Here is a 15,432-nt window from a genome sequence, read left to right as displayed (position 1 = left end):
ATCCCCCTAAATCCCCCTTAAAAAAGGGGGACTTTGAGAATGGCTCCCCCCTTATTAAGGGGGGCTGGGGGGGATCATAATCTTGGGGAAAACTTTGAAAACACGCCCTAGTCTCGGCTCCCAACCCTGGACAATTCCCCACTCCTAGCAACGTTGCTATGGTAAAAAATACAGACTTAAGTGGCACTGGCTTTGACTGGTAATTTCCAATAGAGAAGAACTGAATCAAATAGGAAGTTTAATGTAGGGTTTATGAAATGTTACTTTAACTCTGCCAGTCGCTTTTCTAATTCCTCTACCCGTTTGCGATCGCCAAACTTTTGATAGATTGCCTTTGCTTCTTCTAACAAACTCACTCCTTCTTGCCGATTTCCACGAGCATACTGAACCTCCCCTAATCCAGCTTTTGCTGCTGCCATTTCTTTCAAATTATCAGTTGCTTTTGCCAGTTCGACTGCCTGTAAATAAGGTACTTCTGCTTCCAAAACTAGCCCTATCCGTCGATACAAATCACCCAGTAAACGATAACTCTCTGCTATTTTTTGATCGTTTTCTAGTCCTTCCAGGATTTCAATCGCCTCAGCCGTTAAATCGGATTTAGCATAGAGTTCAGCTAGTGCCAATCCCTTGAACTGATCAGGCACATCCTGTTCCTGAATCCGCCGAGCAATCACCTGAATTTCTTTAGCTTTATCCGAATCAATCAGCTTAAATCCCAGTCCTCCAGTGCTATCTTCTGTAGAGGCGCGATTCGTATCAGCCTTGACTTCCAACTTATAACTAACTCCAGGTTGTAGTGGCTGACTCCCTGGATAAACAACCTTACAAATACCGTCTTGACAAACCTGCTCTCGACTAAATTTCTCAGTCCAATCCAATCCTCGCCCTCTGACCGTAACCATGAAACGGCTAGCATCGGTGGCATCATTCCAGCGTAGAATGGGCTTGTCCGTAAGCAAACTAGTTGCCCGTGGGCTGATAATGTAGGGCATATAGCGGTCTACCGGACGTGGTCTGACAATTGGCCTGCTACCATTTCGGGTTCGCTGTGGTGGACAAAGCGCATTAATGCCAGTTGTTATCCCGGCAGGTACAGAGCGAGTGTTACCATCCTCACAGAGTACCTTGACCCTTACCCCCGATGCTGGTTTTAGGAGATCGCCAGGAAGAAGTTCAGTTCCTTCTGAAACTGGGCGATAGCTGGAATTCTGCCGTTTTAGCTCAACTTTGCCTGTCGCTTCAACAATCCGATGAGCTGCAAGTACTTGCTTACTGAGCAGGCTTCCAGACATAATCATAACTATGGTCAAGATTGGCGCAGAGAAAATAAGCTTACTTAGTCGATTCACTACTCTTGTCCTGAGCATCTATGCGTTTACGAGCCATGCCAAACCAGGTATCCTCATCAGGGTTACGAACATCGGCATAACCTAAACACATTTCCCATTCTTTCAAGGCATTGTCCGGAGCTTTTTTTTCCATTACTTGAGCTAATAAACAGTGAGCTGCCGCCGGAGTTTGCTCAAAGGTTTTTTCTACTTCAATAGCCTCTCTGAGGTAGGTTTCGGCATCGGCATAGCGTCCTTGCTCCAACCTAGCCCAGCCCAAGTTTTTCAATAAGGCATATTGAGTTTCAGCATCTCCTTTTTGAACTATTTCTAATCCCTGCAATAGTAAAGATGCCGCTTGGTAATATTTTTTGTCTTGAATATACAACCGCCCCAATTCATTATAAGCAGCATCTAAGCCCCCCTGTGCCGCTAACCTATACTGAGTTAGCGCCTTCTTAAAATCCTGTAAATCTTCATAAAGACGACCCAAATTATAGTGAGCTTCGGCATTATCTGGATTAAGACTCAATGCTCGTTCATAATTAGACTGAGCACTTGACCAGTCCCCCTCAATATAATTTTCTAAACCCCGTTCATTAACGTAGCCCGAAATCAAGGGCAACGATGCTCGAAAGCCAATTAAGGAAATTAAAAGTACTCCCGATAGTCCCAATTTAACTTCTTGCCAAAGATATTTTTTAATCCCTAATCGTAATTGAATATCTTCAATTCCTGTACGACCAGCTTTGGTTAAAATTCCCCCAGCTGTCAACAAGGTCAATGCACTCTGGGAAATCACCGCAAAAGAACCTAGAAAACCCGGACTAGTACTCAAAAAACGGGAGGAAATATCTACCACTAGACTCACCGATGCGGTTAACAAGGCAACTGTCCCTGCATTCCAAAACCAGTCCAAATGGTCTCGTGGATGAGTAGGCGCTTCCAGAAACCACCACCAGTAGTCTTTTGGGGGATGAAAACTAATCCGCAAATCCGCTAATTGCACAGTCTGAGTAATCAAACCAGCCTGCTTTTTTAATCTGCTATCTAATTCAATCAGTTTAATCAGTTTATCTTTAGAAATGTGGGCAATATCAGCAAATTTTTCGTGAACAATATTGCGAGCAATCAGGACACGAAGAATGGCTTCAGCAGATGGTTTATTGTCAGTTTTTTCAACAGCGGTCAGGGCAGCTTCATAATGCTTGAGAGTAGAATATAACTCTAGGATGCTCATTCAGCTAATAGCAAAGGGAGTAGGGAGTAGGGAGTAGGGAGTAGGGAGTAGGGAGTAGGGAGTAGGGAGTAGGGAGTAGGGAGTAGGGAGTAGGGAACTTCGAATCAGGGAACAGGCAAGATGCCTATTCTACCAAGATGCCTATTCCACCCACCAGCTCAAACAGCTTTAATGAGATGCATCCTTCTGATTTAAATCTTATCTAAAGGTATTCTGTAAATCAGAACTACTCCGCTATCATAACTTGCATCAATAAACAAGATCCAGGTGCTATAAATTTTCTGGTTCAGATTTAATACAGTGTCTGAGATAGTGTTAATTTTGAACAATTTGCCTTGGCTTACGACAATATCTGCAAATACCTAGCAGAAGAATATCCATCGGAGTTTTTTCAGTGGCTATTGGGTAAAGAACCTCAGGATATTCAGGTACTTAAAACCGAATTAAGTGCTGAACCCATTCAAGCAGATGCTCTGAGTTTACTCCAAAGCACAAACCAAATTCTGCACCTAGAATTTCAAACCCTGCCCCAATCCGAGCCACCATTACCATTTCGGATGTTGGACTACTGGGTCAGACTACAACGGAAATATCGATGTCCGATTGAGCAGGTGGTAATTTTCCTAAAGTCTACGACCTCACAGATGGTATTCAATAACGAGTTTAGGGATACTAATACCTGGCACCGTTATCGAATAATTCGTCTGTGGGAACAAGACCCATTACCGTTGTTAGCCAATCAGGCTTTGTTACCCTTGGCGACTTTAGCTAGGAGTAATAGCCCTAATCGATTGTTAGAGCAAGTGGTTGCGGAAGTAGATAGAATTGAAGAAAAACCATTACGGGGAAACCTAGCGGCCTGTGTAGATGTACTGGCTGGTTTGCGGTTTGACAAAAATTTAGTCTGTCGATTGTTGAGGGAGGAAGTTATGGAAGAATCAGTTACCTATCAAGATATTATCCAAAAGGGAGTCCAGAAGGGACTCCAGCAGGGACTCCAGCGCGGCAAGCAGGAGGGAGTCCTATTAGTTGTGATGCGTTTGCTAACCCTGAGGTTAGGTTTACTTGACCCTGTGCTCCAACAGAAGATTGAAGGATTATCGATTACTCGATTGGAGCAATTGAGTGAAGCCTTGTTGGATTTTGAGACAGCAACGGATTTAGCGGTTTGGTTGGATCACTGCTGAGATTTAACTGTCAGTGTTCACCTTGTCAGAGGAAGTTATGGAAGAATCAGTTACCTATCAAGATATTATCCAAAAGGGAGTCCAAAAGGGACTCCAGCGCGGTAAGCAGGAGGGAGCCCTATTAGTTGTGATCCGTCAGCTAACCCTGAGGTTAGGTTTACTTGACCCTGTGCTCCAACAGCGGATTGAGGGATTATCGATTACTCGATTGGAGGAATTGAGTGAAGCGTTGTTGGATTTTGAGACAGCAACGGATTTAGCGGTTTGGTTGGATCACTAGGGAATAGGGAATAGGAAAAAATTCGGCGTTGCTGAATCAAGCAATGAATAGGAGTAGAGTGGGCATCCTGCCCGCTCGAAAATAAGTATGAAACTGGCAAGATGCCAGTTCCACAATAAGCATGAAACTGGCAAGATGCCAGTTCCACAATAAGCATGAAACTGGCAAGATGCCAGTTCCACAATAAGCATGAAACTGGCAAGATGCCAGTTCCACGCAAGATGCCCATTCCACCAACATGTCCATTCCAGAAAACTCTTAAAATCATTCCATTATTAAGCAACGCCCTAAAAAAAGCGATGCAGCGCGGTCTTGGGGAGCCAGTGCCGCCAAAGGGGGTTCCCCCCATGAGCGACTGCCGTGGTTTACCCCACTCGCTATTGCATCAAGAAAGCGATCGCATTTCCTAATCCGATCGCTTTTTGCGGTTCTTCAGTTGTGTCAATAGTTTGGTGCAGTCAAGGATTAGGATGCCAGGGCGACTTCCACGGTCTGCTGCAATTCACCATTTTGATACATCTCAATCATCACATCAGACCCACCGATAAACTCTCCGTTAATGTACACTTGAGGAATCGTTGGCCACTTGGAATATTCTTTGATTCCCTGACGGATGTCGAAATCTTGTAGTACGTCTACAGTTTCGTAGGGAACTCCTAAGTGATTCAGAATTTGGACAACATTATTGGAAAAGCCACACTGGGGCATTAGTTTGCTGCCCTTCATGAATACCAAAATTTTGTGCTCTTGTGTTAATTTATCTATTCTCTCTTTCAGTTCTGGTGTCATCGTTTTCTTAAACTCCTGGGATATCTAGATAGTTATTTTGATAGTCGATATTATATTAGTCTAGCGATCGCGAAATCCTAGACTCTTCTAATTATGACTTACGCCAGTTTACTGCTTGCCAGCCCACGCTTCAGGGGTATAGGTTTTTAGGGCTAGGGCGTGAATGGCCTCTGTTGCCAACTCTTGGCTTAGGGCACCATAAACCAACTGATGTTGTTTCACCAGGGATTTACCTTCAAACTCGGAGGAGACAACAATGGCTTGCAGATGGTTACCACCCCCTAAATCTTCTACCTTTACCTGAGCATCCGGTATCGATGCTTTAATCTTTTCTTCAACTTGCTGTGTACTAATCGGATCCATTTTTTTTGTTCTAGTTTCTAGTCGAATTTCTAAAATATACTAAAATTAAACGTAAGCATATGCGCGTAGCGCTTAAGCTGATAGCTTACAATTTAACTCCCTTTATTAGAACCAGCGGATGAGGTGGGCTGGCTATTGCCATTTCTAGGAAAGGGAGAATCGACGAATCCTAGCTCAAACAGCTGTTGGTAGGATTTTTTTCCCAATTCCCTGGTTGGATTTTGAGACCGAATAATTTGAATTAACAAGGGGACAGCTAATTCTGGCTGGTCATTGGCTCGATGGACTAGGGCTAGCCGATAGGTAGCTTCATCTCGCTTTTCAGCAGTTTCCAGGGCTTTTTGCCGTTGAGACTCGTAGACTCGGTTGTCAATGCCAGAAAAACTGGAAGCCAGCTGTTGGTAAAAGTTAGACAACTGGTTGAATATCTGACGTGCTTCTTGGAGTTTTTTGGCAGCTACGCTATAGTTCCCTGAATCAATAGCGTTAGTCGCCTCTTGCATCATCCGCTCTCCCCCCGGCATACTCAATAGGCTGTCTTCTTGAGTCAACGGTCCGGTATTGTTGGGGTCAGTGATGTCTGATTCTACTTGGATATCAGCACCTTGTGCCTGGGCTGGTGGCAGTACTACCAAAGCTGCCATGACGGGAAGAGCAACGAAACAGGCGAGCCTGACCGAATTAAGAGTGCCAGAATAAACCATACTATAGCTTTGGGAATTGGTTACCTAAAATAATAGAGTAAATCCAAACTATTGGTATAGTACCATTACCAAACTGGATCAAGGGCTTCTTGGAAAGGTAAAGCAGGTACCAGAGTTGTTGGATTTAAGGTTCAGACTGAAACTAGTCCTAAAATGTTCCGTAGGGTATGTCAGTGTGCTGATAGCTGATAGCTGTTCGCGCAGCGTGTGCGTAGCGCATAGGCTGACTACTTACAGGTTAACTAGTTACCTTTAATCTGGTTGTTGGTATGGACTGTTGTGTTTTATATCCTAGCTTGGCGTCAGATTTATCCTATTCTATTCCGTTGATTAGTCAAGGGAGTAGGGAGTAGGGAGTAGGGAGTCGGGAGTTGGGAGTTGGGAAAGAGAGGGAAGTGTGGGAGATGGGGAGATGGGGAGATGGGGAGATGGGGAGATGCTTACAAGGGTAGGTTTTTTAAAAAGGAGGTACTTTTATTACGTATAAATTAATAAAAATATGTATCAAAATACACTATAATTTCCGGGATAATTCTTCCCATTTCCCGCTTTTCCCGACTCCCTACTCCCGATTCCCGATTCCCGACTCCCTACTCCCGACTCCCGATTCCCGATTCCCGATTCCCTACTCCCAGATCCGCTGTTCCCTGTTCCCTGTATATAGATATAGCTCGTTAGTTAGATTTTTTAATTTCTTCACATTATATTCACAAGATGGTGATTTAATAAGTTATACCAGTTGAGTCAGTATAATACAAGACATGAAGCTCAAGGTAAACCCGCCCAACAATCACCCTTTACGGTTGAAAATGGTTGTTTTTTTGATTTATAGTGGCTTAGTATACTTAGGGATTGCTTCGTTATATTGGTTTGTGGTATTTCCCATAAATTTTATTGAGGGGTTTCTTGAAAAATCCCAACTCAATAAACTATTTTTTTTGGTAAATCAAGTAGAGCAAAAAGACAAAATTTTGTTTTTTATAGCTGTTGTAATAATGGCTATTGGACTAGTAATTTTGATTAAACTTTACTACTTAAACAAAGGTTTATATAACCTCTCAAAAACTGGTATAACTGTCAAGACTACTATCGGTACAGAAGACAAGCAAATAATTCAATGCTTGAATAATGCCCTGGAGTGGCTGAGTTCTGATCAGATTGCCCTACGGCTAGGTGGAATTTATGCCCTAGAACGAATTGCTAAGGTTTCTGCCCAAGACCACTGGAAAATTATGGAAATTTTATCGACATTTGTGCGATATCAGTCCCCTGGGAAGATTCATGTAGAGCAGCAAAAGCAAATAAATGACTCATCCAGTCCTCTTCCAATTACAGAAGACCAAAAACTCCCTATTGATATTCAAGGTGCCCTAACGGTTATTGCAAGGCGCGACAGCTCAAAAGAACTCGAAGATCAGAAAATTGATTTATGTAACGCCACACTGATTGGGGCAAACTTAACAGAAGCAAACCTGCAAGAGGCATACCTTAGTGGCTCCAAACTACAAGGAGCTTGTCTTAATCAGGCTAATCTAAAAGGAGCATATGTGATCGGAGCCAATCTAGAAGGGGCAGACTGTAATCAAGCTAACCTCCAAGGAGCATACTTGATAAAAGCTAACTTGACAGACGCTTGCTTATTTGATGCTAACCTAGAAGGGGCATTTCTCAGGAGAGCTAAGCTAGAAAAGGTAATCCTCTGGAACGCTAATTTACAGGGGGCATCTTTGATTCAAGCTAACTTGCAAGAGGCAAATTTAGAGGGAGCTAATCTCCAGGGTACAGATTTAAGAGAGGCTAACCTCCAAGGAGCTAAAAATCTGACCCAAAAGCAGATTGAATTGGCACAGATAGATAGCGAAACTATTTTACCAGACTACCTGATTAGGAATTAATATTAGTATAATAAATTGGCTGTATTTTTAGGAAACAGAAGACAGAAATTATATCGGGTGCATCTTATATTTATTTGTAAAAAGATCATCCCTCAAGAATTACATTTAGATAATTTTTGAGGCCATATTCCCTACTCCCTACTCCCTACTCCCTACTCCCTACCAAGAATCGATGATAGCGGTCGGGTAGGGTACGCGATCGCATAAACTAATGGAATCTATAAAATTCCATAAAAGAGAGGGTGATCCGTGGCTACGGACTACATTTTGTTTATACATGGTGTCAATACTCGCCAAGATCGAGAAACACCCCAATACGCTGACAAGCTTTTCGATCTGATTCAAAATAATGTTGAGTCATCCGTTCAACTCAAAAAGATCCCTCTGTACTGGGGTAATGTGGTAATTGAGCAGGAGAAGGACCTGGTAACAGCATTACAGGCATCGAAGGTGTGGAATGAGTTCTGGTTCAGAGAGATACTCTTAAACCGTCATTAATCGGGATAATCCGGTATAAAACGGTCAAGGTGCAATTTATTGTTGCCTGAGGGAGGAGTGGTAGTCAGCAATTGGAGTCAAGCCTCCCACTAATCTGTCTAGGCGTTCCTGGCATCTCGGCCAGGAGTTCCTTAAAAGCCTTAGTTTTGCTATGCTTGCCATTAAGGGGCGACCGATGAAGGCGCTCATAGAAGCGAAAGGGGTAAGAGCCTTTCCACGGTCAGGATTCAGGCCAAGTTCCCACCCAAAGGAGCGTATTGAGATGGATAACTCGGTGAAAACTAGGTTACTCCCGAATCAATGGGTTTCACAGCTAGAGGGTAAAGCCAAAGGAAACCAGAATGTCGAGAAGGTGAACAGAGGCAGGGAAAGAATCAAAAGGTTGACGAGTAGGAACCGTTGATATAAGGCACCGTAATAAGCAATACCTCTGCCAAAACGACAATGGAGGTAATAGCTCCAGGATTAGCCTCGCCTTGATGGGGCAATCAGAATCACAAACGGACTCGGTGTAGAGACGGCAACCTGAGATTCGTATCTTCTATGTGTGTAACCGGGTAAGCCGAGGTTGAGTCCAATATCTAGGTCGATTGATATTGGTAGCCAAATCGTAAGAGGAGGTCTAACTCTGGGCCCGGTAAAAGACTGAACCAAGCGAAAGCCAACAACCGAAAGGAAACAGGAAAGCCGGAAGGTCATAACTGGTTGGATAGAGGGAAATCCCTCAACTCGTGCAGAGTGCTGAATTTCAGAACTAATTCCGAGCCAAGGAAAAAATACGTTTTGATTCCCTAATTGTATATGGAAAAGATAGAATCGAAACCTTCGGGGGACGGTATCGTAACTGAGCAAACCACCAATTGGCACTCCATAGACTGGAAAAATGCCTACCGGATGGTTAGGAAACTTAGACGTAGAATTTTCAAAGCGACACGTGAAGGCAACTGGAAAAAGGTAAACAAGTTGCAGAGGTTAATGCTCCGCAGCTACTCCAATATCCTTACTTCCGTCAGACAGGCTACCCAGATAAATGGTGGAAAAAAAACCCCAGGGATAGATGGACAGGCAAAACTTAATCCCAAGGAAAGAGGCGAAATGGTCGATGCCCTCACCACTTACAAAGCATGGAAGCCAATCCCAACAAAACGCATCTACATACCCAAATCCAACGGAAAACAAAGGCCATTAGGAATCCCTAGCATGACGGATAGATGCCTACAGGCAATCGTCAAGAATGCATTAGAGCCTACATGGGAAGCCAGATTTGAACCCGTATCATACGGTTTCAGGCCAGGAAGAAGTGCCCATGATGCTAGACAAAGGATATTCCAAAACATATGTGGTGAAAAGAACAGGAAATGGTGGGTCTTAGACGCAGACATCTCAGGATGTTTTGATAATATCGCCCACGAACCACTCCTAGAAACCATTGGAAGCTTCCCAGCAACACATCTTATTAAAGAGTGGCTTAAAGCAGGATATGTCTACAAAGACGTATTCTACAATACAGAGGAAGGAACCCCCCAAGGTGGAATAATTAGCCCATTATTGGCCAATATAGCCCTCCACGGATTAGAAAAAGAATTGGGAATCAAATACAGATGGAGTAGAGACAAAAGGAAGAAAGATGGTGGAGGATGGTACAACGTGACACCTAGGACTTACGTCCGCTTTGCTGATGACTTCGTAATCCTAACAGAAAGCGAGGAAGATGCGGCGAACGCTAAGGAAATCACCGAAAAGTGGTTATCTGAAAGAGGACTAAAACTATCCAAGGAAAAAACCAAAATAAGCCATGTATCCACAGGATTCGACTTCCTAGGATGGACTTTCCGAAAGTATAAGACCACCAGTAGAAAAACGGGATTAATAACCCTCATCAAACCCTCCCAGAAAAGCGTAAAGAAAGTCAAGAATAAACTGAAAGAAGAATTCAAAAAACTCAAAGGGGTATCCCAGAGAGAAGTGATACATAAACTCAATCCAATAATAAGAGGATGGAGCAACTATCACAGCGGAGCAGTCTCCAAGGAAATCTTCTCACAGCTTGATAACTACGTATACTGGAAACTCCAACGGTGGGGTAGACGAAAGCACTCAAAGAAATCTCATGAATGGGTTAATAAAAAATACTTCGGTAAATTATGTCCCGGCAGAGATGACAATTGGGTATTTGGAGAAGAAGGATATCACATAAACAAATTCGCTTGGACAAGAATTGAAAGACACACTTTAGTGACTTTCGATAAATCCCCAGACGACCCAGGACTAATAGAATACTGGAAGGAAAGGGAAGTCAAGCAGAAAGAAAAAACGGCGAGGAGTAAACTTTCTAGCGGACGAGACAAAATAGCCAACAGACAGGGATATAAATGTCCCTTCTGTCAGCAAAATCTAGGTAATTACGATAAAGTGCATCTACATCATATTATGCCAAAAAGCCTAGGGGGTCTCGACAAATACGATAACCTCATCTACCTGCATAACGATTGCCATCACTCCATCCATGCCTTGGGTGCGACTAATCCCGACATACAACAAATGTTAAGAAGCGGGATGGAAAAACCCTCTAAGACCCGGAACAAAAGCCAAAAGGTACAAAACCGGAAATCGAAGAAAAGCAAGTCGCAAAAATAACGTGTTCAAAAGGAATTAGGTGCGCCGTGTACTTGGAGACTTGTTCGCACGGTGCTTAGGGGGCGAAGCGGGGGCAACCCCGCCGACCTACCCAATCCATCCAAGCTCGATGGCATCAAGTAAACTAAGTCCCATTCCTTCCAAGAAACGCGCGGTACGACGCAACAATACTGCCTGTACCTCGGTTTTAGCCATGTACCGGGTGATTTCCTGATCCGTACCTCTGTCAAGGATATTTTTGGCAGCATTATGGTCAGCCTGCAACACGACCCCATTAAATCTGGTAAAACTGTCCCCGCTTCTTTTCCCCAGAAGGGTTCCGGTCACGGAGTCAATTTGCGACGTGTAACTAGGCTGGACTTCTGTAACAACCGACCCAGTCCAATTAGCCCATTTCTGTAACGAATCCCGCATTACTCCTTTCATCCAACTATTGAGCTGGCGAGACATAGCCTTGGACTGGCGTTTATTCAATATTGGTTGTGTTAAATCTTCCGCAAAAACTAAGAGTGATTCGCCATTAAACAGCGACTTAGAAGCAGCTCCTATTATTGCTGTCAGCTCTGACTGATTCTGTCTGTAGCGCTTATTTTCTGTCTTTCGGTTTAAATTATTTTTTAGTATTCGAGCCGATTTGACTGGATCTAGTTTTTCCAGTTTTCTATGTATTGCCCAAAGCTTCCCTCGATTACGATTCTTGGCACAAATACGGTCGGACTTTTTAGTAGTCGCCTTGCCCAAGTTCAAACCATGCCCTTGGCCATCTGAGTCATAGAAAGCCTCTGTGTACCCTTTATCTATCCCAACAGGACGGCGGTTGGCGGGTACTTCTACGGTTCCATAGTCTACTAAGAAGTGAATCTCAAATCTTTGTAGGGTTTGATTGTGGATTAATCTAATCTGCCCACTTATTTTGCGATTAGATCTGACGATTATTCTGTTTCTTTTTCCTCTTCTTAATCCAGCTAGCTCTAACTGATAAGTGTTGCGGGAGAGCCTTCTGCACTTATAGCCTACTTGTTGATAAACTATCTGGTTCTTGACCCAGGAATGCCCCCGCTGAAACTCCTTTCTAATGAGTCGGTGAAGGAGTGGATTATCCAGGAAAGCTAAGGTCAGTAGTTGCGTGGCATATTCTTTTCTAGCCTTTTGGTTCTCTTTTCCGGGGAGCCTTTTATAGATTTTTTTGACAACGGCATCGGTACAGGCTGCTTGGCTCGCTGTAATGGCTTTTGCTACATCATTAATGGTCCAATCCATTAGCTTAGCAGGCAGCCCCAGGGTGTTGGGAGTCCTGAAGCTCTTTACTTCCGGGATGGCCTTTTTCCAGTCCAGTCCCCAATGGTTAATGCTTCCCAGTTTGTTGTAAGACTCAGCCCTGACGACGCCTAGTTTTTTCATTACCTGCAACAACTCAAACTCTACCGACTTACTCATCCCCACCACGGGGACAATTTGAGTCGATAGTCTCTTAGTTGCTCCTACTTTCAATGACATCGTCAACTGCTGTGTCTTCTTTCTTGATTATACTAAGGCGCTAGTAAAGTGTCAATGTCGGTTTTATACCGTTAGATACCGTTTTATACCTATTTATTGGGATTTAATTGCGCGACTTTCGTGAAAAGCAAATCTTACAATTCGTTGGAGACGGAGCTCTCTACCTCAGCAGACATGTTGGTTCTCTGGCTATTGACCAGATGAGTAGACAAGCTGATCAGGGATTGGAGGGATACCAAGATCAGGACCGTTTGCACCTAGTTACTCACAGTTGGGGAACGATTATCCTATTTGATGTGTTGTTTGCTAGTCGATGGGATGACCCAAGTATACCTGGTCATGAGAGTTTCAGGAGATTCGCAAAAGCATTTTGGGAATCGAATCTGAGCAAGACAGTGTCATTCCTCTGGCTAGTGTTCATACCATGGGTTCACCGATTGCCCTATTTACTCTGCTCCATATTGTTGGCAAAACCAGAGATGGCAGTACCCATGATATTAGTTCCAAATTAAAGGAGTTACTGGCAATTCTGACTCAACAAGGAGTGGCGTTACCCTGGCAAAACTTTCTACATCCGGGGGATCCCATTGCTTGGCCCCTAGAAGGAGTGTTGCCAAAATTAGTAGATGAGTATGACAAAGTCATCAAACTTGAAGATGTACTTACCTACGGTTCTGGATTCTTATAAAATGTCGCTAAACCGATACAATCGACATTTTTAGCATTAATCAATGGTGGCAGTGCTCACAGCAGCTACTGGACTAGTGAGAAGGTGGCTAAAAAAATTGCAGAGACCATTGACAATACAGCTAAAGGCTCCTATTTTTTGGGCCCATCCATAACGCGCTGATGGCTAAGGCTCAAGGAAAATTACGGATTACCGGTTACCGATTATCGATTACCGATTACCGATTACCGGTAAATTTCCCGTTTTAGGGATCTTGTTCATCCTCTTGATAGACTATCAAGTCCCCTGGTTGGCACTTGAGTGCTTTGCACAGAGAGTTGAGTATGTCTTCGTCAATTCTAGGTAGACGGCGATGCCGTTTTAGCCTGGAAACGGAGTTAGGATGCTTTCCAATTATCTCAGCTAGATCTTTGTTGCTGATGTTGCGCTCAGCCATTACTACTGCCAATTTCCAGTGAATTACCACTTTAGTGTTTAACCTCTTACCATACTAAACGCTCGTTACGTTTGATTGTAACCTCTCACAGCATGAATTGTTGAAAATAATACTTCTATAATTTTTTTTTAAACTCAAAGTGTTGACAAACTGGCCAAGATAGGATATACTATAAAAGTACGCAGTTACAGTGATTGGCAATTCCCTCGCCAGCACAAAGCGATCGCACATAGGTTCTACAGGCCGGGATGTGCGATCGCTGTTCCACCACCAAAGAAACAAGGTGATATATAAATGGTAAACCCACGTTCTATGCAAGAGCTCATCAAAGCTCCGATCTATGATGTCCCTCAGGGCAAAACCCCAGTCCGCCTCCTCGCCTGTGGTGTACCCAAAGGTGTTGAGAGTGTGATTAACCAATTGCACGTGCTTCGCTTTGCCGAAGTCATAGCGTGGACCCCGCCGATTCCTTCTCCTGTCGAGGGTGAGATCATCCGGATTTTGACTCGCCATGTTAATTTGAGGCGATAGGTTTAGGGTAAGCTATCAGCTATCAGCTATCAGCTGTCAGTTATTAGCTATCAGCGATTAGCTTATGGGTTAGGTCACAGGTTGGAAGCCTGTGCCACCCTGTCTTGATGCAGTCGTTAGGTCACAGGCTTCCAGCCTGTGCCACCATACTTGAGGTGCTTTTGAATAAAATAAGCTGACCCCTGAGCACTGACTGCTGACTGCTGAGTGCTGAATACTGACCACTGACCGCTGACCGCTGAATGCTTTCGCTATATGACTAATCACAATCAATGGAATGCTGATGATTATGCTAAGAATTCTTCAGCACAGCTCAATTGGGCAAAAGAACTAATTAAAAAGCTATCACTAATCGGGAACGAAACACTCCTGGATATTGGTTGTGGAGATGGAAAGATTACTGCTGAATTTGCCAGTATTATTAACAACGGTAGTGTTTTAGGAATTGATTCATCCAAGACTATGGTTGAGTTAGCTCAGAATAAATTTCCTCCAGTAGAGTATCCTAATTTAGACTTTAAACTTATGGATGCTACAGCGATTAACCTCAACCATAGCTTCGATGTTGTCTTTTCTAATGCTGTCTTACATTGGATCACTGACCATGGGTCAGTTTTAAAAGGAGTTCGTAATCACCTGAAACCTCACGGAAAATTACTGTTTCAGATGGGAGGTAAAGGTAATGCTAGGGAATTACTACTGATCATAGATGAAATTATCACTGCTCCAGACTGGAAAGAGTATTTTCTATACTTTACCTTTCCCTATTCATTTTATGGCATTGAAGAGTATCAAAGATGGTTACCAGAAAATGGGTTTAAAGCTCAACGTGTGCAGTTAATTCCTAAAGATATGCAGCATCAAGGCAAAGAAGGATTGAAAGGGTGGTTAAGAACAACCTGGTTTCCGTATACCAATAGAATTCCTCAGGAATTGACAGAAACATTTTTGAATACTGTTGTGGATAGGTACATCCAGCGTTATCCAATAGATAGTCAAGGCTTGACTCATGTCAAAATGCTTCGCTTGGAGGTTGAGGCTTATGCTATCGAGAGGTAAGCTATCAGTTATAAGCTGTCAGTTATCAGTTATCAGTTATTAGCTATCAGCGGTCAGCTATTAGTTATGAGCTATTAGTTATTAGCTTATGGGTTAGGTCACAGGCTGGAAGCCTGTGCCACTTTGAGGTGCTTTTGAATAAAATAAGCTGAGGTTAGGTCACAGGCTGGAAGCCTGTGCCACAGTGCTTTTGAATAAAATAAGCTGAGGTTAGGTCACAGGCTGGAAGCCTGTGCCACTTTGAGGTGCTTTTGAATAAAATAAGCTGAGGTTAGGTCACAGGCTGGAAGCCTGTGCCAC

16 protein-coding genes are annotated in these 15,432 nt (G+C 43.4%); 8 read left to right on the top strand and 8 right to left on the bottom strand.

The window, feature by feature from the left end; all coding sequences use genetic code 11:
* Positions 1-260: 260 nt before the first annotated feature.
* Complete coding sequence (locus tag F6K51_RS15910; RefSeq protein WP_293021703.1) at positions 261-1,298, bottom strand: tetratricopeptide repeat protein; 1,038 nt, start codon at positions 1,296-1,298, stop codon at positions 261-263.
* A gap of 34 nt (positions 1,299-1,332) precedes the next feature.
* Positions 1,333-2,568: a tetratricopeptide repeat protein gene (locus tag F6K51_RS15905; RefSeq protein WP_293021701.1), complete on the bottom strand. Its 1,236-nt coding sequence runs from the start codon at positions 2,566-2,568 to the stop codon at positions 1,333-1,335.
* Positions 2,569-2,903: 335 nt separating this feature from the next.
* On the opposite strand from F6K51_RS15905, the gene F6K51_RS15900 reads away from it, so the two are divergent.
* Positions 2,904-3,755 (top strand): Rpn family recombination-promoting nuclease/putative transposase, encoded by an 852-nt coding sequence (locus tag F6K51_RS15900; protein WP_293021700.1) that lies wholly within the window; start codon positions 2,904-2,906, stop codon positions 3,753-3,755.
* A 37-nt stretch (positions 3,756-3,792) separates the two neighbouring features.
* Positions 3,793-4,035, top strand: coding sequence for a DUF4351 domain-containing protein (locus F6K51_RS15895; RefSeq protein ID WP_293021698.1), 243 nt, complete (start codon positions 3,793-3,795; stop codon positions 4,033-4,035).
* A gap of 36 nt (positions 4,036-4,071) precedes the next feature.
* Here F6K51_RS15895 and F6K51_RS15890 read toward each other — a convergent pair whose 3' ends face one another.
* The 4 genes from F6K51_RS15890 to F6K51_RS15875 form a co-directional block, all read right to left on the bottom strand.
* Positions 4,072-4,281, bottom strand: coding sequence for a hypothetical protein (locus F6K51_RS15890; RefSeq protein WP_293021696.1), 210 nt, complete (start codon positions 4,279-4,281; stop codon positions 4,072-4,074).
* A gap of 219 nt (positions 4,282-4,500) precedes the next feature.
* On the bottom strand, positions 4,501-4,824 hold the full coding sequence (gene grxD / locus F6K51_RS15885) for a Grx4 family monothiol glutaredoxin (RefSeq protein WP_293021694.1): 324 nt from the start codon (positions 4,822-4,824) through the stop codon (positions 4,501-4,503).
* 108 nt (positions 4,825-4,932) lie between these two features.
* A complete protein-coding gene (locus F6K51_RS15880; protein WP_293021693.1) occupies positions 4,933-5,187 on the bottom strand; it encodes a BolA family transcriptional regulator in 255 nt (84 codons plus the stop codon).
* A 92-nt stretch (positions 5,188-5,279) separates the two neighbouring features.
* On the bottom strand, positions 5,280-5,891 hold the full coding sequence (locus F6K51_RS15875) for a hypothetical protein (protein ID WP_293021691.1): 612 nt from the start codon (positions 5,889-5,891) through the stop codon (positions 5,280-5,282).
* An 809-nt stretch (positions 5,892-6,700) separates the two neighbouring features.
* On the opposite strand from F6K51_RS15875, the gene F6K51_RS15870 reads away from it, so the two are divergent.
* From F6K51_RS15870 to ltrA, 3 genes are all read left to right on the top strand, one after another.
* The gene (locus tag F6K51_RS15870; protein WP_293021690.1) at positions 6,701-7,786 is read left to right on the top strand and encodes a pentapeptide repeat-containing protein; all 1,086 of its coding nucleotides are present in this window, start codon (positions 6,701-6,703) and stop codon (positions 7,784-7,786) included.
* Positions 7,787-8,035: 249 nt separating this feature from the next.
* On the top strand, positions 8,036-8,284 hold the full coding sequence (locus tag F6K51_RS15865) for a hypothetical protein (protein WP_293021689.1): 249 nt from the start codon (positions 8,036-8,038) through the stop codon (positions 8,282-8,284).
* 801 nt (positions 8,285-9,085) lie between these two features.
* On the top strand, positions 9,086-10,921 hold the full coding sequence (gene ltrA / locus F6K51_RS15860; RefSeq protein WP_293021688.1) for a group II intron reverse transcriptase/maturase: 1,836 nt from the start codon (positions 9,086-9,088) through the stop codon (positions 10,919-10,921).
* 87 nt (positions 10,922-11,008) lie between these two features.
* Here the strand turns inward: ltrA and F6K51_RS15855 are convergent, their stop codons facing one another.
* Positions 11,009-12,418: a zinc ribbon domain-containing protein gene (locus F6K51_RS15855; RefSeq protein WP_293021687.1), complete on the bottom strand. Its 1,410-nt coding sequence runs from the start codon at positions 12,416-12,418 to the stop codon at positions 11,009-11,011.
* A gap of 370 nt (positions 12,419-12,788) precedes the next feature.
* On the opposite strand from F6K51_RS15855, the gene F6K51_RS15850 reads away from it, so the two are divergent.
* A complete protein-coding gene (locus F6K51_RS15850) occupies positions 12,789-13,106 on the top strand; it encodes a hypothetical protein (protein ID WP_293021685.1) in 318 nt (105 codons plus the stop codon).
* Between the two features lie 244 nt (positions 13,107-13,350).
* On the opposite strand, the gene F6K51_RS15845 is transcribed toward F6K51_RS15850, so the two are convergent.
* Positions 13,351-13,572, bottom strand: coding sequence for a helix-turn-helix transcriptional regulator (locus F6K51_RS15845; protein WP_008188939.1), 222 nt, complete (start codon positions 13,570-13,572; stop codon positions 13,351-13,353).
* 282 nt (positions 13,573-13,854) lie between these two features.
* On the opposite strand from F6K51_RS15845, the gene F6K51_RS15840 reads away from it, so the two are divergent.
* The gene (locus F6K51_RS15840; RefSeq protein ID WP_293021680.1) at positions 13,855-14,073 is read left to right on the top strand and encodes a hypothetical protein; all 219 of its coding nucleotides are present in this window, start codon (positions 13,855-13,857) and stop codon (positions 14,071-14,073) included.
* A 255-nt stretch (positions 14,074-14,328) separates the two neighbouring features.
* A complete protein-coding gene (locus F6K51_RS15835; protein ID WP_293021679.1) occupies positions 14,329-15,132 on the top strand; it encodes a class I SAM-dependent methyltransferase in 804 nt (267 codons plus the stop codon).
* Positions 15,133-15,432: the final 300 nt, after the last annotated feature.

The organism is Moorena sp. SIO3I8 (assembly GCF_010692325.1).
GTDB lineage: Bacteria > Cyanobacteriota > Cyanobacteriia > Cyanobacteriales > Coleofasciculaceae > Moorena.
This window is presented reverse-complemented; position numbering and strand designations above follow the sequence as displayed.